Genomic DNA, 22,393 nt, shown 5'->3' with positions numbered 1-22,393 from the left:
ATACTCAAACCTACTTTATTGTATTAAGCTAATACACCCATGACAGTTTTGACTGATTTTGCTGATTGATCTAACGCAGCTTTTTCAGAATCAGTAAGTTCTAATTCAATTACTTGCTCAATTCCTGCAGCTCCTAATACGGTCGGAACACCTAAGTAGATGCCGTTATAACCATATTCACCCTCTAGGTAAGCAATCGCTGGTAAAATACGACGCTGATCTTTTAAGATCGCTTCTGTCATTTCCACTAAAGAAGCAGCAGGAGCGTAGTACGCACTTCCGTTGCCTAATAAGTTAACGATCTCGCCGCCGCCTTTGCGTGTTCTTTCAACAATTGCTTCAAGACGCGCTTTTGGAATAAGCGTTTCAAGAGGAATACCACCAGCATATGAGTAGCGTACAAGAGGTACCATATCGTCGCCATGTCCACCAAGTACAAAACCTGTGATATCTTTCACTGAAATGTTTAACTCCTGCGCTACGAACGTACGGAAACGTGCAGAATCTAATACGCCTGATTGACCGATTACGCGGTTTTTAGGAAAACCAGATTCTTTAAATACTGTGTACGTCATAGCATCTACCGGGTTTGTTAACACGATAATGTGACAGTTTGGCGAGTATTTAACAACTTCTTGAGTAACAGACTTCATAATTTTTTGGTTCGTTGTGACTAAATCATCGCGACTCATACCTGGCTTACGCGCGATACCAGCTGTAATAATGACAATGTCAGAATCAGCTGTGTCTTCGTAGTTGGCTGTTCCTGTAATGTTAGCGTCAAAGCCTTGTACAGGACTTGCTTCTAACATATCCAGCGCTTTACCTTTAGCTGGATTTTCTAATTGCGGAATATCAACTAATACAACATCAGCTAATTCTTTTTGACCAATTAAAAAAGCAGTTGTAGCTCCCGTAAAGCCCGCTCCGATAACAGATACTTTTTTACGCATATTTGCCATTATAATTCCTCCCCTAAATGAATAGCTATTAAACTGTTACTTGTTTTCCTAGATTGCTAATTAATTCATCAGCAAACTCTGAACACTTCACTTCTGTTGCGCCGTCCATTAAACGTGCGAAATCATATGTTACTACTTTTGAAGCAATTGTTTTTTCCATTGATTTCATGATTAGATCCGCTGCTTCATTCCAGCCAAGGTGTTCAAGCATTAACACACCTGATAATAATACAGAAGATGGGTTTACTTTATCTAAACCAGCATATTTAGGTGCTGTACCGTGAGTTGCTTCAAAGATAGCATGTCCAGTTTCATAGTTGATGTTTGCTCCTGGAGCAATTCCGATACCGCCAACTTGTGCTGCTAATGCATCTGAAATGTAATCTCCATTTAAGTTCATTGTTGCTACTACATCGAATTCACGTGGACGAGTTAAAATTTGTTGTAAGAAGATATCTGCAATAGAATCTTTTACAATAATTTTTCCTGCTGCTTCCGCTTCTGCTTGAGCTTTGTTTGCAGCTTGTGCACCTTCTTTTTCAACGATGCGGTCATATTGAGCCCAAGTAAATACTTTATCGCCGAATTCTTTTTCAGCTAGCTCATAGCCCCAATTTTTAAATGCGCCTTCTGTATATTTCATAATGTTACCTTTGTGTACAAGCGTAACAGACTTGCGGCCCTGTTCAATCGCATAGTTGATTGCTGCACGCACAAGACGCTCTGTTCCTTCAGAAGAAATAGGCTTAATACCTAATCCAGAAGTTTCAGGGAAACGGATTTTATTTACGCCTAATTCCGTTTGTAGGAATGAAACAAGTTTTTGTACTTCTTCAGAACCCTTCGCATATTCAATACCAGCATAAATATCTTCAGTATTTTCACGGAAGATAACCATATCTGTATCTTCTGGGCGCTTAATTGGAGAAGGTACGCCGTCAAAGTAGCGAACAGGACGTAAGCATGTGAATAAGTCTAATTCTTGACGCAATGCCACGTTTAGAGAACGAATTCCACCGCCTACTGGTGTCGTTAATGGTCCTTTGATTGCAATTATGTATTCGCGAATTGCATCTAACGTTTCTTCCGGTAACCATTCGCCAGTTTGATTAAATGCTTTTTCACCTGCTAATACTTCTTTCCAAACGATTTCTTTTTCACCACTGTATGCTTTTGCAACTGCTGCTTCTAATACGCGGGAAGCTGCTGCCCAGATATCCGGACCAATTCCGTCACCTTCGATAAATGGAATAATTGGGTTATTTGGTACGTTTAAAACGCCGTTTGCTACAGAAATTTGTTCACCTTTTGTCATGAGAATGACCTCCTTAAAAAATTGTCTACTTTCACTTATGGAAAAGTGCTCAACGAACGTGAGCACCTTCGTCACATTGTTTAGCTGCGCTCTTCAAGCGGAATGTACGTTTGTTTTCCAGGACCGATATAATCAGCTCTTGGACGAATCAAACGATTGTTTGAATACTGCTCTAAAATGTGAGCAATCCATCCTGATACGCGGCTTACGGCAAAAATCGGAGTAAATAAATCGTGATCAATACCTAAGCTGTGGTATACAGAAGCTGAATAGAAATCAACGTTTGGCGGAAGCTTCTTCTCGCCTGTTACGATTTCCTCAATTTTCACTGACATATCGTATAGCGTTGTATCTCCTGCTTGTTTTGTAAGTTTTTCAGACATTTCTTTCAAGTGCTTGGCACGAGGATCACCCTGCTGATACACACGATGTCCAAATCCCATAATCTTTTCTTTTTTCGCGAGCTTTTCGCGAATGTAAGGTTCTGCGTTTTCAACTGTTTGAATGTCAGACAACATTTTCATAACAGCTTCATTCGCTCCCCCGTGAAGAGGACCCTTTAACGCCCCAATAGCGGCTGTAATCCCTGAATAAATATCGGATAACGTTGCCACACAGACACGCGCTGTAAAAGTTGAAGCATTTAGCTCATGGTCAGCGTGTAAGACAAGTGCTTTATCAAACGCTTCTACTTGGATATCAGTTGGCTCTTCGCCGGTTAACATATATAAAAAGTTAGCGGCAATGCTATAATTTTCGTTTGGCTCAATTGGCTCTAATCCGTTGCGAACTCTTGAAAAAGCCGTCACCACTGTTGGTAATTGTGCTTGCAAACGAACAGCTTTGCGATAATTTGCTTCTTCATCCATTAAATCAGCTTCAGGATCGTACAACCCCAATAGTGATACGACTGTTCTTAAAGCTGCCATTGGATGAACATCTTGAATTGGATAAGTTTTGAAATGATTTAAGACTTCTTGGGGTAATTTAGCGTTTTCTGCTAGTAATCTAGAAAACACAGATAATTCTTCTTTATTAGGTAATTTTCCGTGCCATAGTAAATACACCACTTCTTCAAATGTTGCATAATTCGCTAAATCATCAATATTGTAGCCTTGATATGTTAAAGTGTCATCAATAATTGAACTTACTGCTGACGTTGTAGCGACTACCCCTTCTAGACCTCGAGTTGCTGTCATAAATCTCCACTCCTTTACAGAAAAAATTCCCCATACCTTTCTGTGTAAAACGTGAAAAACAAAATTGAGCTTCTGCTCAACTAGACATTAAATGATATACGAAGCGCCTCTTTTGAATATATATCTTGGAAGAACATTCCTTCACCCCACGTAAAGAAAATGCTTACATTTCCATTTGTTTCAATAACACACAAAATTAAAACATCTGCATGTGTCATTGCTTTGTTACAGCCCTATAGGTAAAACATACAATTGTATGTAAAAAGATGCGGCCTCAAAATATATTATAAACAATTATCTGACTTTTGTGAATCAAAAGAGAGAAGAAATTTTAAAAAAATTATTATTATACAAAAATTTCTACGAAAAAAGTTCAGTTAATTTCATAAATAAATAAGCAATTCCAGCACCGATTAACGGACCTACTGCTACCCCTTGAAACAGCGCCACAGCAAGAATTGTGCCAAAAACTAAAGCGGTCGTAATATGCGGATCATCTTCCAAGAGCGTAAGCCCATATTTGGCAATAATTGCTACAGCAATGCCGGCTCCTAGAGCAATCCAGGCATAAGAAGATTTCACAGCTTCTCCTAATTGTTTAAACCCTATGTCTCCTGTTGCAATTGGCACAAGAACGGCAATTGTAATCACCGTTACCCCAATATTAATTCCTTTTGATTGTAGAAAAGGAAAAAACTTACTGTCTAACCCGATTAATTTTAAAATAAGTAAAAATGCAACTGCAATGATTAATGATTGATTTTTAGCCACTAATCCAATTACGAGTAAAACAGCTAAAAAAAGCATCGGTTGTGAAAACATTTTACTCATCCTTTCTTTTTTTATTGTGATAATTCTAAAGCGTATTACGTAACTATTTTATGAGTAGCTTTTTCTTTTGTTGACTATCGTTTACAAGGAGGCCTCTATTTATTGTGTACAAGCTTCATTTACATCGCCTATTTCGCTTAGCTTGTGTGTTGGTAATTATTGCAGCAGCTGTATTTCTTAGTTATTATGTCTCTTCTCTCCTCTATCCATTTATTATCGCCTGCTGCATCGCTTTTTTTATAAATCCTATGGTTAATCTATTTGAATTAAAGCTGCGCTTACCACGCTACTTAGCTGTTTTACTGTCAATGGTTCTTATCTTCTCTCTTTTGGCTGGACTTATTACGTTACTTATCACAGAAATTATTGCAGGAAGTACGTATTTAGCGAAAGTTGTTCCCACAAATTTCAAAGAAGTGGTCATATTTATTGAAAATATTGCTACAGAACAAATACTTCCGTTTTATGAACGCATTACTTCTATGTTTAATAACTTAAATACCGGTCAGCAAGCAACTATTTTATCGAACATTAAAGGGGTAGGCAACCATATCGCTCAAACGGTGGGCGATTTTCTGCAAAATGTATTGCAAAGCATCCCAGTATTTTTATCCGTATTGCCTAATGCAGCTACTGTGATTATTTTTTCATTGCTGGCTACTTTTTTTATTAGTAAAGATTGGTACAAGCTGATGGCTAAAAGCAGCGTGTTTATTCCTAAAAAAGTAAGAGAAAATGGACAGACAGTTGTTATGGAGCTTAAAAATGCACTGTTTGGTTTTATTAAAGCTCAGCTTACGCTTATTTCGATTACCACCATCATCGTTCTTTTTGGTTTACTTGTTCTTAAGGTTGATTATGCTATTACAGTCGCTTTATTAATCGGCTTAGTAGATATTCTTCCTTACCTCGGAACAGGACTGGTTTTTGTTCCTTGGATGATTTATGCGTTTGCAACAGATAATGTGTCATTTGCTGTAGGACTTTCGGTACTATATGCTGTAGTACTTGTGCAGCGACAAATTATGGAGCCCAAGATTCTGTCATCGAGCATTGGTCTTGACCCTCTTGCTACATTAATTGCTTTATTTGTAGGATATCAATTGATTGGATTTTTTGGATTAATAGTTGGCCCTGTTATTCTTGTTATTCTAAAAACACTTCATACAACGGGGGTTTTTAAAGAAACGTGGCAGTTTATTATAGGAAAATGAAAAAGTGTGTGAAAGAAGCTTCTTTCACACACTTTCTAGTTAACGAATAATCGTCATTCGATTACGTCCTTGAAAAAATCTTCTTAGCCACGTTAAAAGGAAAGGCTTAACGATTTTGCGTGTAAACGGCAGTAAAAAGATAAAGCCTACAACATCTGTCAAGAAGCCTGGAAACAGTAGAAACAAACCGCCAAATAGTACACACATACCATCAAGGATTTCACCGCTTGGAACATGTCCTTGGCTCATCTGACGCTGTGCTTTTTGAAAAAGAGATGTTCCTTGTTTTTTCGCTAGAAACGCACCAATAAAACTGGTAGCAATAATCAGTAAAAATGTTGACATTACACCAATGAGATGACTTGAATAAATCAAAATCATTACCTCAACAGCAGGTACAATAAGAAGGAGCGGAAGAAGCTTCCTCACCATCATCACCTCTTCGCTTATTGAATTGCCTAAACAAAAAGAGAAGGATTTCCCCTTCTCTTTTTTTCAATCATCTACGTGTTTCTTACAGTACGCTTGCGTGTCCGTTGTATACAACACCACGTGAAGCATCAACTGTAATATCTTGATCTTCTGAGAATACGCTTGTTGCGTTTTCTACACCTACAATGACAGGAATGCTTAAGTTTAATCCTACTACAGCTGCATGGCTTGTTAGACCGCCTTCTTCCGTAATAAGAGCCCCTGCTTTTTCGATTGCACTGATCATATCGCGATCTGTGCTGTTTGTAACAAGGATAGCACCTTCAGTCATTTTTGCATTTGCTTCTTCAGCAGTTTTAGCAATAACTACTTTACCAACTGCTGCTTTACGACCAATTCCTTGTCCTTTAGCCAGAACGTCACCTACAACTTGAACTTTCATTAAGTTCGTTGCACCTGATTCTCCAACTGGAACACCAGCAGTAATAACAACTAAATCACCGTGTGCTACAACGCCTGTTTTTACTGCGTCATTTACAGCGTGATCTAACATATCGTCAATTGTACTTACGCGCTCACCAACAACTGGTGTAACACCCCATACTAGAGAAAGACGACGTGCAACAGAATCGTTTGCTGCAACAGCTACGATTGGAGATTGCGGACGATATTTAGAAACGATTTTCGCTGTATAACCACTTTCTGTTGGCGCTACGATTGCACTAGCGTTTAAGTTAAGCGCTGTGTGTACAACAGATTGTCCGATTGCATCTGTAATAGATGGGCCAACTTGCTTGCTGCGCTGTTGTAAAATCTCAGAGTAGTTTAGAGCTTGCTCAGCACGAGAAGCGATTGAATGCATTGTTTGTACAGCTTCAACTGGGTAAGAACCCGCAGCTGTTTCACCAGATAACATAATTGCATCTGTACCATCAAAAATAGCATTGGCAACGTCACTTGCTTCCGCACGAGTCGGGCGCGGGTTGCGTTGCATTGAATCAAGCATTTGTGTAGCTGTAATAACTGGTTTGCCAAGTGCATTACATTGTTTGATTAGATCTTTTTGTACTAATGGTACTTCTTCAGCAGGAATTTCTACTCCTAAGTCACCACGAGCAACCATTAAGCCGTCTGAAACTTCAAGGATTTCTTTGATGTTATCTACGCCTTCTTGGTTTTCGATTTTTGAGATGATTTGAATGTGAGCTGCATTGTGTTTTTCTAGTAGTTCACGAATTTCTAATACATCAGATGCACGACGCACAAAAGAAGCAGCGATAAAATCAATGCCTTGTTCGATACCAAATACAATATCGTTTGCATCTTTTTCAGTGATACCAGGAAGGTTTACACTTACGTTTGGCACGTTTACACCTTTTTTATTTTTTAATGTACCAGGGTTAAGTACTTTCGTTTTGATTTCACCATCAGTTTTATTGATGTCTAGTACTTCAAGACCGATTAAACCGTCATCTAAAAGGATTTTTGATCCTACGTGTACGTCATCAATTAGACCTGGATATGTAATTGAGAATTTTTCAGTTGTTCCCACTACTTCTGTCATAGAAACAATGATTTCAGCGCCTTCTTCTAACTCAATTGCACCATTTTCCATTGTGTTTGTACGAATTTCAGGTCCTTTTGTATCAAGTAAGATACCTACTGTTTTACCTGTTTGTTTCGCAGCTTCACGAATGTTAACGATACGTGCACCATGCTCTTCAAAGTCACCGTGAGAGAAGTTTAGGCGACAAACGTTTAAGCCTGAGTTAATTAGTTCAACTAATTTTTCTACACTTTCACTCGCTGGTCCAATAGTACATACAATTTTAGTTTTACGCATTCAAATTTCCTCCTATATATTTACTATTTACTCTTTAGGTAGAGCAAACAGCTATTTCCTTTACTAACCTTTTACAAGCAGGCTGTGAACAAATATTTTGTTGCCTTAACCTGTTCACCTTGCTTTACGTGTAACTTATGAAATACCTACATAGCGCTGAATCAAATAGCAAACAAATACACAGCACTTTAACGATGAATTTCTTCATCGTTTGCTTCTTGTTTTACTATTCCCTGCAATTCATACAGCAATACTTGCTGCCTGATTTGTCTTATATATCTCACGTTTTAGAGAAAAGACAAACGCTCGCACAGCTGCTAATAACCATAGGAATTTTTTTAAAAACACTCTTTTTCTACTTTTACTTAAAGGTTTTTGCTGTCTATAAAATACCACGAAGAACTTGTAAACACAATAGAGAAGGGCTATACAAACCGCACAAAAACGCGCACCCTTATTTTTCAAGAGTGCACGTTTCTTTATTTTATAGTAATGGCATCGTTTTCAGCTGCAAATTGTCCGATTTTTTTGTATTTTAAATAACGCTCTTCCACTAGCTCTTCTTTTGATAAATTCATCAGTTCTTTCAATGAGTTCTTAATAATGCTTTCCATGTATCCAGCTTGTGCATCGATATCTCGATGAGCTCCGCCTTTTACCTCTGAAACCATTTCATCTACAATACCCAGTTCTTTCAAATCTGGTGCTGTAATCTTCATCGTTTCAGCAGCTTTTTTCGCAAGAGAAGAATCTTTCCAAAGAATGGCAGCCGCTCCTTCTGGAGAAATAACTGAGTACGTCGAGTTCTCAAGCATATGAAGGTGATTTCCTAAACCTAATGCCAAGGCTCCTCCGCTTCCTCCTTCTCCAATGACAATACAAATAACAGGTACAGTTAAGCCAGCCATTTCGAAAAGATTTTTCGCAATAGCTTCGCTTTGTCCGCGTTCTTCTGCCGCTTTTCCTGGATAAGCTCCTTTTGTATCAATAAAGCAAATAATTGGGCGGTTAAATTTCTCCGCTTGCTTCATTAGACGCAGTGCTTTACGGTAGCCTTCAGGATGAGGCATACCAAAATTACGACGAATATTTTCTTTCGTATCTTTACCTCTCTGATGTCCAATCACGGTAACAGGCACGCCATTAAACTTGGCAATTCCTCCTACGATTGCTTCATCATCTCCATAAAAGCGATCGCCATGACACTCTAAAAAGTTTGTAAACAAGCGAGTAATATAATCGAGTGTTGTAGGACGCTCAGGATGACGAGCAATTTGAACACGGTTCCACGGGCTTAGATGATTGTAAATATCGTTTTCTACTTTTTCTAAGCGCTTTTCCAACTTATCAATTTCGCTAGATAAATCCACTTCTGTATTTTTAGCAAACTCTTTCAGTTCTGCAATCTTGTCGCGTAACTCAACAATTGGACGTTCAAACTCTAATTCACTTACCACTCGATGTCACCTCCTGCTACGTGTATATCTAAAATAGTTGTTAACGTGTCTTTTAAATCGTGACGGTCAATAACTCCATCTAATTGACCATGCTTCAACAGAAATTCAGACGTCTGAAAATCTTCTGGAAGCTCTTCTCTAATTGTTTGTTCAATAATACGTCTTCCAGCAAAGCCAATTAACGCGCCCGGCTCGGCTAAATTATAATCGCCTAGCGAAGCAAAGCTTGCTGACACTCCTCCCGTAGTAGGATGTGTCATGATCGAAATGATTAAGCCGCCTTCGTCACTGAACATTTTAAGGGCTGCGCTAGTTTTAGCCATTTGCATCAAGCTCAGAACACCTTCTTGCATACGTGCACCGCCTGAAGCTGTAAAAATAAGGAATGGGACATGCATTTCCTTTGCTTTTTCAATGGCGCGAGTAATTTTCTCACCTACTACAGAGCCCATGCTTCCCATACGGAAATGTGAATCCATAACAGCAACCACTACTTTAATTCCTTCAATATCTCCTTCACCCGTAACAATCGCTTCACTTAAATTAGTTTTCTCACGATCTTTTTCGAGCTTTTCAAGATAATCCGGGAATCCAAGAGGATTTTCTGACGTCATATCTTTGTCGTATTCAACAAACGTACCGCTGTCAATCAAGCTTTCAATACGCTCTGGTGCTGTCATTTGATGATGATATCCACAGTTTAAGCATACTTTTAAGTTTTTATTTAACTCTTTTGTATACATGATTTTCTTACACTTTTTACACTTGGTCATAATCCCTTCAGGTACATCTTGTCTCATATGCTCAGAAGGAATCGTAGCATATTTTCGTTTTTTTGGAGTTTTAGTGTTTTTTGTAAATAAATCTCGTAACAAGGTGTAACCTCCTTTTGGTTCTTTTCTTTAACATAAGAACCTTTCTTCTTCCTCTTCTTCTACTTTACACGTTATGAAAGCCCGTCTCAAACGCAAAAACAAGCGACATATAAGAAAAAATTGGATGAATTATTCGCTTCACTTTATTAGTTGCTATTTACTTTACTAGATGACGGTTTGATTTTGTGTAGAAAGATGGCATGTCTCTTTCGACAAATTCCTTCTTTCACACTTGTTTGTAGCACTGATGGTGAAGATTTAATACAGCTGCTTCATCTTTTTTAACTAGCGCCTCTACTAATTCATTTATAAGAGTGTCGCTTGGCGCTGAGTTTTGTTGAAAGGTTTGAGAAAAGCGGCAAATAATCAGCCAAATTCGGTGCAATAGCCGATTAGCCTGCAAAGAAAACAAATAGTCAAACAAGTTCTTTAAGCGATCGTCATTCTGCTTTTGAATTACTTTTGAAACATTGATTTTGTTCTGTTCCGCTAAAACAGAAAACAAACAGCTTTTTTCCAGAATATATCTCGTCTGAATTAAGTCTGACTTTGTTTTGCCGTCTTGTATTAAAAAAGTAGCTAATAAATCAATAAATTGATGATCTCCCACTTCTTTAATAAACGTACCTTCACCTCTTCTAGTTTCAATCAGCCCAATTAGCTCTAACGCTCTGAGCGCTTCTCGAACGGAAGAACGTCCTGCGCCTAACCGTTCAGAAAGCTCTCGTTCTGACGGGATTTTATCACCCGTAGTTAAACGATCATCTTCCATTAGCTGGCGAATTTGTTTTAGAATTTCTACATATACTTTTGAACGTTCATTCTTCAAGTTTATTACCACTCACTTTACATTACTTTAACAGGCATGCTTGAAGCATCATGCCTGTCAAAGAACAGTTGATGTAACCTTATTCAATAATCGCTAAACGGCGTGTATTTTCAGCTACGGCTTCTGGCTTTACTTTTATTCGGGCAACGCCTGTTTCCATAGCTGCTTTTGCAACAGCTGCGGCTACTGCCGGAGCCACTCGTGCATCAAATGGCCCTGGAATTACATAGTCTGTATTCAAGTCCTCTTCCGTAATTAAATTAGCAATGGCCTCAACTGCAGCCATTTTCATTTTTTCATTAATATGAGTAGCACGCACATCCAGTGCACCTCGGAATATCCCCGGAAACGCTAAGACATTGTTCACTTGATTAGGAAAATCTGAACGTCCGGTGCCGATTACTTTCGCGCCAGCTTTTTTAGCTTCTTCTGGCATAATTTCAGGCACTGGATTTGCCATTGCAAAAATGATTGGGTCTGGATTCATCTTTCCAATCATTTCCGATGTGAGTGCTCCTTCAACCGAAACTCCAATAAATACATCAGCTTCTTCTAACGCATCGGCTAACGTACCTTCTACTTTGCTTCGATTTGTATAGGCTGCAACTTCATCTTTTATACGGTTCATGCCGTGAGGACGCTTGTCATAAATCGTTCCTTTGGAATCACACATAATAATATCGCGCACTCCATAGCTGTATAATAATTTAATAATAGCAATGCCAGCAGCTCCTGCTCCATTCGCTACTACTTTGATTTGTGACATTTTTCTTCCTGTCAGCTTCAGGGCATTAAGAAGACCCGCTACCGTAACAATAGCCGTCCCATGCTGATCATCATGAAAAACCGGGATATTTGTTTCCTTTTTCAACCGCTCTTCAATTTCAAAACAGTTAGGAGCCGCAATATCTTCTAAATTAACGCCTCCAAAAGTTGGTTCTAGCAATTTAACAGTTTCTATAATTTTGTCCACATCTGTCGTGTTTAAACAAATTGGGAATGCATCTACGCCGGCAAAACTTTTAAAAAGGACAGCTTTCCCTTCCATTACTGGCAGAGCAGCTTCAGGGCCTATATTGCCCAAGCCCAATACGGCAGTGCCATCAGATACAACAGCTACCATATTTCCTTTCATCGTATATTCATATACATTGTTTACATCATCATATATTTCTTTGCAAGGTTCTGCTACACCAGGGGAATAAGCAAGGCTTAAATCCTCTGCGTTTCGAACAGGAATTTTGGACTTTGATTCTAGTTTACCTTTGTTAATGCGGTGCATATGCAATGCTTCTTCACGTAAAGACAATGAATTTCACTCCCAATAAACAAAATGATAACAAATACTGTGCCTGAACCATGTTCTTTCCCACACTCATATGATGTTATAAATCCAATTGCATTTCATTTCAAGAAAAACGCATCTAATTCGTATATTTTATAAAAAAACGGTGGTCAGACCACTTTTTTAACTATTTTACCATATAACATCACATGAAATCTGTAAAGACTATATCTTCTTGAACACAACGTGCTTCTCTCCAAGCATTGCTTTTAACGTTTTGATCAACTCATCGCTTCGTTCAACAGAATAGTGAACAGGAAGCTTGACCAATTGACGTTCTGCCTCATAATAAATTTTCACGGGGATTTTCCCTCTATGAGACTGAAAATGCTGATAAATAGTATGAAGCAACTTTTCCGTACCTTGCTTTGTTTCTATACGTAAGTACAATTCTTCTGACGGTAATTTTTGAACCGCTTCGCTAGCAGCTTCAGCACGTTGACAAACAATTTGCTGCTGCCCATTTCTTTCATCTATCTTTCCGTGTATCAGTAAAACCTTACCTTGTTCAAACAGCAGACGATTCTGCTCAAATACGCGGGGAAATGCAACAACTTCTCCTTCTCCACTTTCATCCGTAATGCGCAAAAAGGCCATTTGCTCTCCTTTTTTCGTGCGAATGACGCGAATTTCCAACACAAATACTAAAAGAGAGACCGCTTTTCCTGAAGCGTGTTCTTTCATATCGTGAAGAGAAACAACAGAATAAAAGGAATTCAGTGCTTCATACTGAGAAGCAGGGTGGCTTGATAAATAAAAACCTAGCATATCTTTTTCATACTGAAGCCGATCTTCTATTTTCAGTTCCTCTTTTTCCATATATTTAGGCTTTAACGAAAATTCAGCTCCAAATCCAAAATCATCATCAGGGAGGACCAAGCTTGCATGTTCAAATGCTACATCAATGGTTGCTAATAAAGTTGCTCGATTTTCTCCAAATTCATCAAAGCCTCCGGACAAAATCAAAGCTTCAAGCGCTTTTTTATTCACGGCTTTTGGTGAAACACGTGCACAAAAATCAAATAAGTCTTCAAATCTTTTTTTCTTTCTCTCTTCTGTTATTTCCTGCATGGCTGCCGCACCAATATGTTTAATCGCTGCAAGGCTATATCTTATTCTTTCACCTTCTACATTAAACGAATACATGCTTTTGTTAATAGAAGGTGGGAGAACTTGTATTTTTTTTCTTTTGAGTTCATTAATATATTGAGCAATTTTCCCTTCGTTTCCAATAACGCTCGTTAACAACGCTGAAAAGAACTGTAGCGGATAATGTGTTTTTAAATAAGCTAACTGATAGGCCACCATACTGTAAGCAACGGCATGGCTCCGGTTGAAGCCATAATCAGCAAAGCGCACAATAAGGTCATATACTCGATTAGCAACGGATAGGTCATATCCTTTCTTCTCGCTTCCTTGAACAAAATGTGCTCGTTCACGATCAAGCACGGATCGTTCTTTTTTACTAACTGCTCTTCTCAATAAATCTGCTTCTCCAAGAGAAAAGCCAGCCATCTTTGAAGCAATCTGCATAATTTGCTCCTGATACACGATAACGCCATGGGTGGATTGTAAAATGCCTTGAAGCGTGGGATGGTCATATATGACGCTCTCCACTCCGTGCTTGCGCTTAATATAGGTTGGAATATTTTCCATCGGACCGGGTCTATACAGCGCGTTAACTGCTACAATATCTTCTAGCTCTGTAGGTTTTAATTGCTGAAGAACCCTTCTCATTCCATCTGACTCTAGCTGAAAAATCCCTGTCGTATCTCCTTTGCTCAGCAGTTCAAAAGTTTTCTGATCGTTAAATGGAATACGAGACAGTGACAGCTTTTGGTTCATGTCCCGCTCAATTTTCTTTAAAATGTGATCTAAAATGGTTAAGTTACGCAAACCTAAAAAGTCCATTTTCAAAAGCCCAACGTCTTGCAGAGCTTCCATTGGATATTGAGTCAGATATACATCATCATGTCCTTCTTGTACAGCTATAGATTGCGTCAGCGGCTTCTCACTGATCACAACGCCTGCTGCGTGTGTGGAAGTATGCCTTGGCAGTCCTTCTATCTTCATGGCAATGTTATACCATTGCTTTCCGGCTTCATTTTCTGCTAAATAAGTTTGAAGAACTCTTGAATCACGAAGAGCGCTTTTTAACGTTGTACCTGGTTTAGTTGGAATCGCTTTAGACATTTTATTTAACGCCTCTTGATCAAATCCCATCACTCTTCCTACATCACGTACGGCTGCTTTAGCCGCTAATGTTCCAAATGTAATAATTTGAGCTACATGCAGCGCTCCATATTTTTGAGCCACATACTGAATGACTTGATCCCGTTTATTATCAGGAAAATCGATATCAATATCAGGCATCGAAATACGTTCAGGATTTAAAAAGCGCTCAAAGAGAAGCTGATGCTGAATTGGATCAACATTTGTAATTCGTAAGGCGTATGAAACTAGTGAGCCCGCCGCTGAGCCACGACCTGGACCTGTTAAAATACCATGTTCATGAGCATAATTCATAAAATCCCACACGATAAGGAAGTAATCGCTAAAGCGCATACTTTCAATAATGTTCAGCTCATAATCTAAGCGTTTCTGGTATTGTTCCGTGATCACTTGAACTCTTTCTTGCAGTCCTTTCTCGCAAAGAGTGCGTAAGTAGGTTGATGATGTAACTGACGGAGGAACAGGGTATTTTGGAATAGACATGACGCCTAGAGAAATTTTAAGCTCGCATCGTCTTGCGATTTTTATACTTTCTTCTATTAAAAAATGCTGATCATGAAAGAGAACTTCCATTTCATGAGGTGATTTGAAATAGTACTCGCTGCTTTCTTCTTGCACCTGTTCACCGCTATGTAATTTCTCTCCGTCTCGAATAGCCGCTAAGCAATCATATGCGACCCGATCTTCTTTTTTTAAATACTTCACTTGATTCGTTGCTACGAGCGGGACATTTTCTTCAGCAGCAAGCTCCGTTAACTGCTGATTTATCAAAGCTTCATCCTGTCCGTGGCGCTGTATAGATATATACAAAGACTGAGAATATACTTTTTTAAAGAATTGAAGCACTCGCTTTGCATCTTGAAGCTTGTTTTCTGCTAGCAGAGTTTCTACTTCTCCCCTTACGCCAGGTGTAATAGCAATCAGCCCGCTGCTATAATGCTGGAGCCATTTTTTCTTTACACCGTGTTTTTCCTTTGTTTGAACTAAACTGCTTAGTTTTAATAGATTTTCATAGCCTTTATCATTTTCTGCTAGCAAAACTAAAGGATACGCTTGCTCGCTTTCTTCATGTTCCAAAATTGATAGTGTAAGCCCAATAATCGGCTTAATCCCCGCTTTCACGCAGGCTTTATAAAAAGGAATGACTCCGTACATTACATTTTCATCGGTCAAAGCAATCGCTTCATAGTTCATTTTTTTAGCTGTTTCTACAAGTTCATGAATACGAACGGAACTGCTTAGTAAGCTATAAGAACTTTGAAGCTGTAAGTGAACAAAAGGCACAGGACTTCCCACCTTTCTTTAATTCTTTATTCTCATTATAAATTTTGTTGCGGGCGTAGACAAATTACATAACTCTGAACGTTTGTCCATATATATGTAGGAAGCATGAGTTATCAATAAAATAGTAAAGGAGGACGCGTCATGACAAAAGAGCCTTTTATGTCTCTTTTCATTTGGAGTTACTTTACTTCATTAGGTATTATTTTAGGCGGTTCATTAATCGGAGCATTTGCGGGGTTCTTAATTGGAAAATCTCCCCTGTACGTTATGCATACCCTCAGCAATAGCTTAAAAATCTGGGCAATTGTCGGAGCCATCGGAGGAACATTTGATACGTTTTACAGCTTTGAGCGAGGACTCTTTGAAGGAGCGACAAAAGATGTATTCAAACAAATTCTTTTAATTCTATCCGCTATGGGAGGAGCTCAGACCGGGGCTCTGATCATCAAGTGGTTAACGCAGGAGCACTTTGTATGAGAGTACCCAGCGAGCGAATGTTCAAGCGCTCCGACTGGCAGCGTTTTTTCGCCGGTATTGTCATTGGAGCAATTGTCAGCTGGGGAGTGTTTTTAACAATTTACGGCGTTTCAAGAGATAGAGAGCTAGAGGAGATTCGAATTGCTAATGATAAGCTAAAAAAAGCAAATTTGCAAATTAGCGCATGGCAAGAAGATGTAAAAGCATTAAACAAGGAAATGAAGCAGCATTTGATTATTCAAAATGTGAAAGTAAAATTAGTGAACGGCCATCGTTATAAAGTAAACTCTGTGGTGGAATACAATATTCAAAAAAGCGTCGACGAAGAAGCGCAGCACTTAATTGCCCAAGATATTGAAAGTGCGTATCGAAGCAGGGATATCTTAAAAAAAGCAATTGAAAACAAAAAATACGAATTCGATAAAACGATTTATGAAGTTGAAGTTCATCAAATTTATTTTTATACAACGCTTTCGATTGAAGTTCGAATTAAAAAGATGGAAAAAGTACTATAAAAAGCCGCTGATTTAAAATCAACGGCTTATTTTACAGATTACTCCTGACTGCAGAGCTCTTCTAAATCAAGTAGTAAAGGCTCTACTTCTTCCCATGAGTCAATGGAAGCGCCGGACGCAAGAGGATGGCCTCCTCCGTTGTATTTTCTAGCAATTGTATTAATCACAAGCTCTTTTGAACGCAGGCGGACCCGAATCTGATTTTCTTCTTCTACAAAAAATACCCACGTTTTCACTCCATCAATTTGTCCTAACGAGCCGACTAGCTGAGAGGCATCAGCAGGTGTCACATCATATTTGCGAAGAATTTCATTCGGAATTTTCATGTGAGCAACTCCCGCTGGAGACATCGTGAAGTTTTGCAGCACATATCCATGTAAGTGAGCGACGTTTTCTTTTGTTTTGTATAGCTGATCATATACATCCTTAAAATTGAAGCCATATTGAATCAATTCACTTGCATAGCAAAACGTTTTCGGCTTTGTATTTGGAAATAAAAATCGGCCCGTATCACCGACAATACCAGTGAAAATTAACTTTGCTCCTTCATCATTAAGAGCTAACCCCTTTTCTTTTCCTTCCAAGTAAAATTCATAAATCATTTCACTTGTTGAAGAAGCAGACGTCTCAACCCAAAGTAAATCACCGTAAGGAGTTTGATTCGGATGGTGATCGATTTTAATGATCATTTTTCCACTTGCGTAGCGCTGATCTGATACACGCGCTTCATTCGCCGTATCACAAACGATGACAAGCGCATCTTCATAGGTGTCATCGGCGATATCATCCATACGGTATAAAAATTTTAACGACTCCGCTTCTTCTCCCGTTACGTATACCTTCTTCTCCGGAAAAGATGTTTTTAACAATTCCGCTAATCCGCACTGAGATCCGTATGCATCTGGATCTGGACGAATGTGCCTGTGAATAATGATGGTGTCAAACTGCTTAATAGCTTCTAATATTTGTGCTTTCATTTTCTCTCTCCTGTCAATACTGTTCTTGTTTTATGTACGTACCACATGCACTTATATTTCCACAGCGCTGTATCCATAATCTTTATTAAATCATATCTCTTCTCCTTTTTAAAAGAAGAATCAATCAATAGTAGAATTTTCTGTTATTGACCTGTAAAATAATAGATACTACTGTAAACACTTTCAACACTACGCATTACTAGCATCTAGAAACATTACGGATAGAAATACACCGGACTGGAGGGGCGTCTGTGCCATTTTTTATGATTTTAATCGTTGTGTCCTTTGTTTTCTACATGTATTTAAAAGTAAAATACGTACGTTCAAAACGCCCAATGGAACGAAAGTGGATTTCCGCTAAGTCGAGTATTTGTCTTGGCTCTTTTGTATTATTTTTTGGGATCAATCAATGGTTTATTTACGAAACAAACCTTTCGCTTATCATCGGCATATTATTTGTATTATTCGGTTCAGGTAGCATAATAGCAGGTGTCAAAGCTTATAAGTACTATCAGCCTTATGCAATAAAAGAAGCAGATCAAATGTAAAAAAGGCTGAGGCATAACGAGAGGAATCCAATCTAAAGACGAACAAATGGGAGACATGAGCTGAACCGCTTGAGACACCGCCGTTGATTTCCGTGCAAGACTTCGCTTTCCGCTGGAGTCTTCGTCTTGCCCTCCAATCAACGGCTAGAAGAATCTAAACAGGTGAAACCTACGTTTACCCTAACAAAAAAAACGAACCACTCATCAACATGGTTGATAAATGGTTCGTTTTTCACTTCGTCTAACATACTTTTGTCCCAGCTTCTTTTTTTATACTCTGTCCAATAACTGAGCCATCATCATCGCTTTTCCTACTACAACTCCGGCGTTGTAGACTTCTACATCTAATTTAGCAAACTTCCGACCAAGTTCTAATAGCTTAGGGCGAATTTCAATTACACTTTCAATTTGAACCGGTTTAATAAAATAAACGGTAATGTTTTCAATAACCAAATCACCTTTTTTATATAAGCGCAGAACACGATTGGCAGCTTCCGTCACAATAGTAGTAAAAACTCCGTATGAAATAGTTCCCATATAATTTGTCATTTGTGGCGTTACTTCACAGCGATAGACAGGTGCTTCCTTTGTCTCTTGTACGTCCATAAATTGATTCGTTACAATGTCATCAATGGTTTCTCCTACCTGTGGTTGACGCTGAATCATTTGCAGCGCTTTTAAGACATCTTGACGGCTGATAATGCCTTCTAGTCGGTGGTAATCGTCCACTACAGGCAGCACTTCAATCCCTTCCCATACCATCATATGAGCGGAAGAAGCGACCGATGTTTTCCCGTGAACGGTCATCGGATTTTTCGTCATCACTTTTTCAATCGAAGTGGAAAGATCATATCCAATAACATCTTTTGAGGTAACCATACCATGAACTTTCATATGCTGATCTACTACAGGAAAACGACTGTGGTGCGTTTGATCGTTACATTCGTGCCATTTTTCAATCGTATCGGTTAACTGCAAGCTAACCGCTTCAGAGACGGGTGTTAAAATATCCTCTACAAGCACAATTTCTTTTTTTATCAGCTGATCATAAATAGCCCGATTAATCATCGTTGCAACTGTAAATGTATCATAGCTCGTTGAAATAATAGGAAGCTTAAGATCATCCGCAAGCTTCTTAACCCATTCTTCCGTATCAAAGCCGCCCGTAATTAAAACGGCTGCGCCTGCTTCAAGGGCTAATTCATGAGCGTTTACTCGATTCCCTACGATAAGAAGGTTTCCGGCCTCGGTATACCTCATCATAGCATCAAGCTTCATCGCTCCAATAACAAACTTATTTAACGTTTTATGCAAACCTTCACGTCCGCCCAGCACTTGTCCATCTACAATGTTTACTACTTCAGCAAAGGTGAGCTTTTCAATGTTTTCTTTCTTCTTTCGTTCAATTCGAATAGTCCCTACTCGTTCAATCGTTGAAACATATCCTTTATTTTCCGCGTCTTTTATTGCTCGGTACGCCGTGCCTTCACTGACAGTCAGTTCTTTGGCAATTTGGCGCACTGAAATTTTTTCACCAATTGGAAGCGAATCGATATACTGTAAAATTTGCTCATGTTTTGTCGCCACGTGTACTTCACCCTTCTAAAACGTTTTTACGTTTCATATGTCTTTTCTTTTATTATACGGGGGAAGTGAAATGGATTCAATCTAACCTCTTTGACGCAAAGGCTTTCTCGCACTATTTTTTTGAATACCTGCCTTTTTACGGCGCGGTGCATAAAGTAGTGATGACAAATTGCCTCCGGCTACAAAAAGAGCAAAGGTAAGCCAGCTTATACTAAAAATCCCTTGCAAACTCGCAGTTGTTAACACTAAGTGCGGCATTGCATAGTAAAGCATCACTCCGCATAGTAAAAGCGATAAAATAACTCGATTTTTTTCCATAACTCTCCCTCCTTATTATTACTATCGTATGCGGGAAAGTAAAAAAAGCAGAACGTTTCTTTGCAAATAAAAAGAGATTAAGACATAACTGCATCGATTCAATCTAAAGATGAACAAATGTGAAACCTACGTTCACCTTAACAATAAAAAAAGAACGAGTGATCGATATTATCGATTACTCGTTCTTTTTTAACTTTAACTGAAATCGTTTTGTCCCATCCTCTATGATTAAAGATCCAATCCTTCTCCAACTTTTAATACTTTTCCTTCAATACCAGATAAAGACTCAACAAATTGATGAGGATCTTGCTTAATTACAGGAAATGTATTGTAGTGAATTGGCACAACAAGCTTTGCCTGCACCCATTCCGCTGCGATAGCCGCATCTTCAGGTCCCATTGTAAAGTTATCTCCAATTGGAAGAAATGCTACGTCAGGCTCATGGCGACCAATTAACTTTAAATCAGAAAATAAAGCCGTATCTCCAGCATGATAAATTGTCTTTCCTTCAATCGTTAAAAGCAAACCAGCCGGCATTCCTGTATAAATAATTTTCTCATTATTTTCTGTATAACTTGAACCGTGGAAAGCTTGTGTCAATTTTACCGTACCAAAATCAAATGTATAGGCTCCGCCTATGCTCATTGGATGTACGTTTAAGCCTTGCCAGCTAAGATATGTAGCTAATTCTGCTACTGCCACAACAAGTGCACCGCTGCGCTTAGCAATTTCCACCGTGTCGCCTACATGATCATTATGGCCATGAGTCAGTAAAATCACATCTGCTTTTACATCTTCAGCATGTAAATCTGTTAATTCATTTCCAGTGATAAACGGGTCAATTAAAATTGTTTTTCCTTTTGTTTCAATTTTAACAACAGAATGTCCATGATAAGAAACGTGCATCATATATTCTCTCCTTTTACACTAACCTTTTCTATATTCTACCCGTCTGTTTTGGTTACAAAACAAGTGAATACGCGGCTATCATATCACAAACTGCGCAAAAACATGCCTTATTATGCTTGCTCTAATAAAGTTGTTGCATCAGCGTAAGTTAGACCGTGTGCATCTGCAACAGCCGCGTAAGTGACAAACCCATTTAGGGTGTTGATGCCTTGAAGAAGGGAAGGGTTTTTTAAGCACGCTTTTTTATATCCCTGATTTGCTATTTGCAGAGCATAAGGAACCGTTACGTTGGTCAGCGCTAAGGTCGACGTGCGGGGAACAGCCCCTGGCATATTAGCAACAGCATAATGCAAGACCTCATGCTTCGAGTAAGTCGGGTTATCGTGAGTGGTAATACGATCAGTTGTTTCAAAAATTCCGCCTTGATCAATGGCAATATCAACCACAACTGACCCTTTTGACATCGTTTGAACCATTTCCTCGGTGACAAGCTTTGGCGCTTTAGCTCCTGGTATGAGGACCGCTCCTATCACTAAATCTGACTCTTTTACAGATTGTGCGATATTGTAGTGATTTGACATTAATGTTGTCACTTCTTTACCAAACAAATCATCCAGCTGGCGAAGGCGATCAGCGTTTAAATCAATTATTGTGACATCAGCCCCTAATCCGACCGCAATTTTAGCAGCGTTGGTTCCCGCTACTCCTCCTCCAATAATTGTTACTTTTCCTCTTTGCACGCCTGGCACTCCACTTAACAAAATCCCTTTGCCACCTTTGGTTTTTTCTAAAAATTGAGCTCCAATTTGAGAAGACATTCTTCCTGCAACTTCGCTCATCGGCGTTAACAGAGGCAAGCTTTTATTTGGGAGCTGTACCGTTTCATAAGCGATACCCACTACCTTTTTATCAATCAATGCTTTCGTTAACGCTTCTTCAGCTGCCAAATGTAAATACGTAAACAAAATAAGTCCTTCACGAAAATATCCGTATTCTTCTGAAATCGGTTCTTTTACTTTCATAACCATTTCAGCATCCCATGCTTCTTTTGCAGTATTTACAATAGAAGCTCCTGCATTTGTGTAATCTTCATCATGGAATCCAGAGCCTTCTCCTGCCTGTGTTTCAATATATACATCATGCCCACCGTTAACTAAAGCTGTAACACCAGCTGGAGTAATAGCCACGCGATTTTCATTATTTTTTACTTCTTTCGGCACTCCAATTTTCACCTTTATCCCTCT

The 22,393-nt window shown here is 38.9% G+C and carries 20 protein-coding genes; 4 read left to right on the top strand and 16 right to left on the bottom strand.

The window, feature by feature from the left end:
* Positions 1 to 23 precede the first annotated feature (23 nt).
* The 4 genes from mdh to ACMX9J_RS18230 form a co-directional block, all read right to left on the bottom strand.
* Entirely contained in the window at positions 24 to 962 is a 939-nt protein-coding gene (mdh, locus tag ACMX9J_RS18245) for a malate dehydrogenase (RefSeq protein ID WP_013059443.1), read from the bottom strand.
* Between the two features lie 28 nt (positions 963 to 990).
* Positions 991 to 2,283 (bottom strand): NADP-dependent isocitrate dehydrogenase, encoded by a 1,293-nt coding sequence (gene icd, locus ACMX9J_RS18240; RefSeq protein ID WP_255906663.1) that lies wholly within the window; start codon positions 2,281 to 2,283, stop codon positions 991 to 993.
* A 74-nt stretch (positions 2,284 to 2,357) separates the two neighbouring features.
* Positions 2,358 to 3,476 carry a citrate synthase gene (citZ, locus tag ACMX9J_RS18235; RefSeq protein ID WP_033579621.1) on the bottom strand — a complete coding sequence of 373 codons (1,119 nt, stop codon included), beginning with the start codon at positions 3,474 to 3,476 and terminating at the stop codon, positions 2,358 to 2,360.
* Between the two features lie 360 nt (positions 3,477 to 3,836).
* Positions 3,837 to 4,298, bottom strand: coding sequence for a DUF441 domain-containing protein (locus ACMX9J_RS18230; RefSeq protein WP_098626999.1), 462 nt, complete (start codon positions 4,296 to 4,298; stop codon positions 3,837 to 3,839).
* Positions 4,299 to 4,411: 113 nt separating this feature from the next.
* Here ACMX9J_RS18230 and ytvI point away from each other — a divergent pair, with 113 nt between their 5' ends.
* Positions 4,412 to 5,521 carry a sporulation integral membrane protein YtvI gene (gene ytvI, locus ACMX9J_RS18225; protein ID WP_047749773.1) on the top strand — a complete coding sequence of 370 codons (1,110 nt, stop codon included), beginning with the start codon at positions 4,412 to 4,414 and terminating at the stop codon, positions 5,519 to 5,521.
* Between the two features lie 39 nt (positions 5,522 to 5,560).
* Here ytvI and ACMX9J_RS18220 read toward each other — a convergent pair whose 3' ends face one another.
* The 7 genes from ACMX9J_RS18220 to dnaE all read right to left on the bottom strand — a co-directional run bounded on the left by ACMX9J_RS18220 (position 5,561) and on the right by dnaE (position 15,818).
* A complete protein-coding gene (locus ACMX9J_RS18220; RefSeq protein ID WP_033579618.1) occupies positions 5,561 to 5,953 on the bottom strand; it encodes an FxsA family protein in 393 nt (130 codons plus the stop codon).
* 82 nt (positions 5,954 to 6,035) lie between these two features.
* Positions 6,036 to 7,796, bottom strand: coding sequence for a pyruvate kinase (pyk, locus tag ACMX9J_RS18215; RefSeq protein WP_033579617.1), 1,761 nt, complete (start codon positions 7,794 to 7,796; stop codon positions 6,036 to 6,038).
* 479 nt (positions 7,797 to 8,275) lie between these two features.
* The gene (gene accA / locus ACMX9J_RS18210; protein WP_416226079.1) at positions 8,276 to 9,253 is read right to left on the bottom strand and encodes an acetyl-CoA carboxylase carboxyl transferase subunit alpha; all 978 of its coding nucleotides are present in this window, start codon (positions 9,251 to 9,253) and stop codon (positions 8,276 to 8,278) included.
* Positions 9,247 to 10,128, bottom strand: a complete 882-nt coding sequence (accD, locus tag ACMX9J_RS18205; protein ID WP_028411784.1) for an acetyl-CoA carboxylase, carboxyltransferase subunit beta — start codon at positions 10,126 to 10,128, stop codon at positions 9,247 to 9,249. The genes accA and accD overlap by 7 nt, the downstream gene beginning before the upstream one ends.
* A 226-nt stretch (positions 10,129 to 10,354) precedes the next feature.
* Positions 10,355 to 10,957: a FadR/GntR family transcriptional regulator gene (locus ACMX9J_RS18200; RefSeq protein ID WP_047749768.1), complete on the bottom strand. Its 603-nt coding sequence runs from the start codon at positions 10,955 to 10,957 to the stop codon at positions 10,355 to 10,357.
* A 79-nt stretch (positions 10,958 to 11,036) separates the two neighbouring features.
* The gene (locus ACMX9J_RS18195; RefSeq protein WP_028411786.1) at positions 11,037 to 12,266 is read right to left on the bottom strand and encodes an NAD(P)-dependent malic enzyme; all 1,230 of its coding nucleotides are present in this window, start codon (positions 12,264 to 12,266) and stop codon (positions 11,037 to 11,039) included.
* 201 nt (positions 12,267 to 12,467) lie between these two features.
* Positions 12,468 to 15,818, bottom strand: coding sequence for a DNA polymerase III subunit alpha (gene dnaE, locus ACMX9J_RS18190; protein WP_416226078.1), 3,351 nt, complete (start codon positions 15,816 to 15,818; stop codon positions 12,468 to 12,470).
* A 141-nt stretch (positions 15,819 to 15,959) separates the two neighbouring features.
* Here dnaE and ACMX9J_RS18185 point away from each other — a divergent pair, with 141 nt between their 5' ends.
* Both ACMX9J_RS18185 and ytrI read left to right on the top strand, forming a co-directional pair.
* The gene (locus ACMX9J_RS18185; protein ID WP_013059455.1) at positions 15,960 to 16,295 is read left to right on the top strand and encodes a YtrH family sporulation protein; all 336 of its coding nucleotides are present in this window, start codon (positions 15,960 to 15,962) and stop codon (positions 16,293 to 16,295) included.
* Complete coding sequence (ytrI, locus tag ACMX9J_RS18180) at positions 16,292 to 16,810, top strand: sporulation membrane protein YtrI (protein ID WP_014458035.1); 519 nt, start codon at positions 16,292 to 16,294, stop codon at positions 16,808 to 16,810. The genes ACMX9J_RS18185 and ytrI overlap by 4 nt, the downstream gene beginning before the upstream one ends.
* Positions 16,811 to 16,848: 38 nt before the next feature.
* Here the strand turns inward: ytrI and ACMX9J_RS18175 are convergent, their stop codons facing one another.
* A complete protein-coding gene (locus ACMX9J_RS18175) occupies positions 16,849 to 17,787 on the bottom strand; it encodes a DHH family phosphoesterase (RefSeq protein ID WP_033579614.1) in 939 nt (312 codons plus the stop codon).
* A gap of 251 nt (positions 17,788 to 18,038) precedes the next feature.
* Between ACMX9J_RS18175 and ACMX9J_RS18170 the strand changes: the two genes are divergently transcribed.
* Positions 18,039 to 18,335 carry a YtpI family protein gene (locus ACMX9J_RS18170; protein WP_028411789.1) on the top strand — a complete coding sequence of 99 codons (297 nt, stop codon included), beginning with the start codon at positions 18,039 to 18,041 and terminating at the stop codon, positions 18,333 to 18,335.
* A 270-nt stretch (positions 18,336 to 18,605) separates the two neighbouring features.
* Here ACMX9J_RS18170 and ACMX9J_RS18165 read toward each other — a convergent pair whose 3' ends face one another.
* From ACMX9J_RS18165 to ald, 4 genes are all read right to left on the bottom strand, one after another.
* Positions 18,606 to 19,922 (bottom strand): CBS domain-containing protein, encoded by a 1,317-nt coding sequence (locus ACMX9J_RS18165; RefSeq protein WP_028411790.1) that lies wholly within the window; start codon positions 19,920 to 19,922, stop codon positions 18,606 to 18,608.
* Between the two features lie 81 nt (positions 19,923 to 20,003).
* Entirely contained in the window at positions 20,004 to 20,240 is a 237-nt protein-coding gene (locus ACMX9J_RS18160) for a hypothetical protein (RefSeq protein WP_034271480.1), read from the bottom strand.
* A 228-nt stretch (positions 20,241 to 20,468) separates the two neighbouring features.
* Complete coding sequence (locus ACMX9J_RS18155; protein ID WP_033579823.1) at positions 20,469 to 21,146, bottom strand: metal-dependent hydrolase; 678 nt, start codon at positions 21,144 to 21,146, stop codon at positions 20,469 to 20,471.
* 113 nt (positions 21,147 to 21,259) lie between these two features.
* Complete coding sequence (ald, locus tag ACMX9J_RS18150; protein WP_014458028.1) at positions 21,260 to 22,381, bottom strand: alanine dehydrogenase; 1,122 nt, start codon at positions 22,379 to 22,381, stop codon at positions 21,260 to 21,262.
* Between the last annotated feature and the right edge of the window lie 12 nt (positions 22,382 to 22,393).

This window comes from Priestia sp. RMT2NF4, from assembly GCF_047872835.1.
Classification (GTDB): domain Bacteria; phylum Bacillota; class Bacilli; order Bacillales; family Bacillaceae_H; genus Priestia; species Priestia zanthoxyli.
Note: the sequence above shows the minus strand (reverse complement) of the source record. Positions and strands in the feature narration are given on the sequence as shown.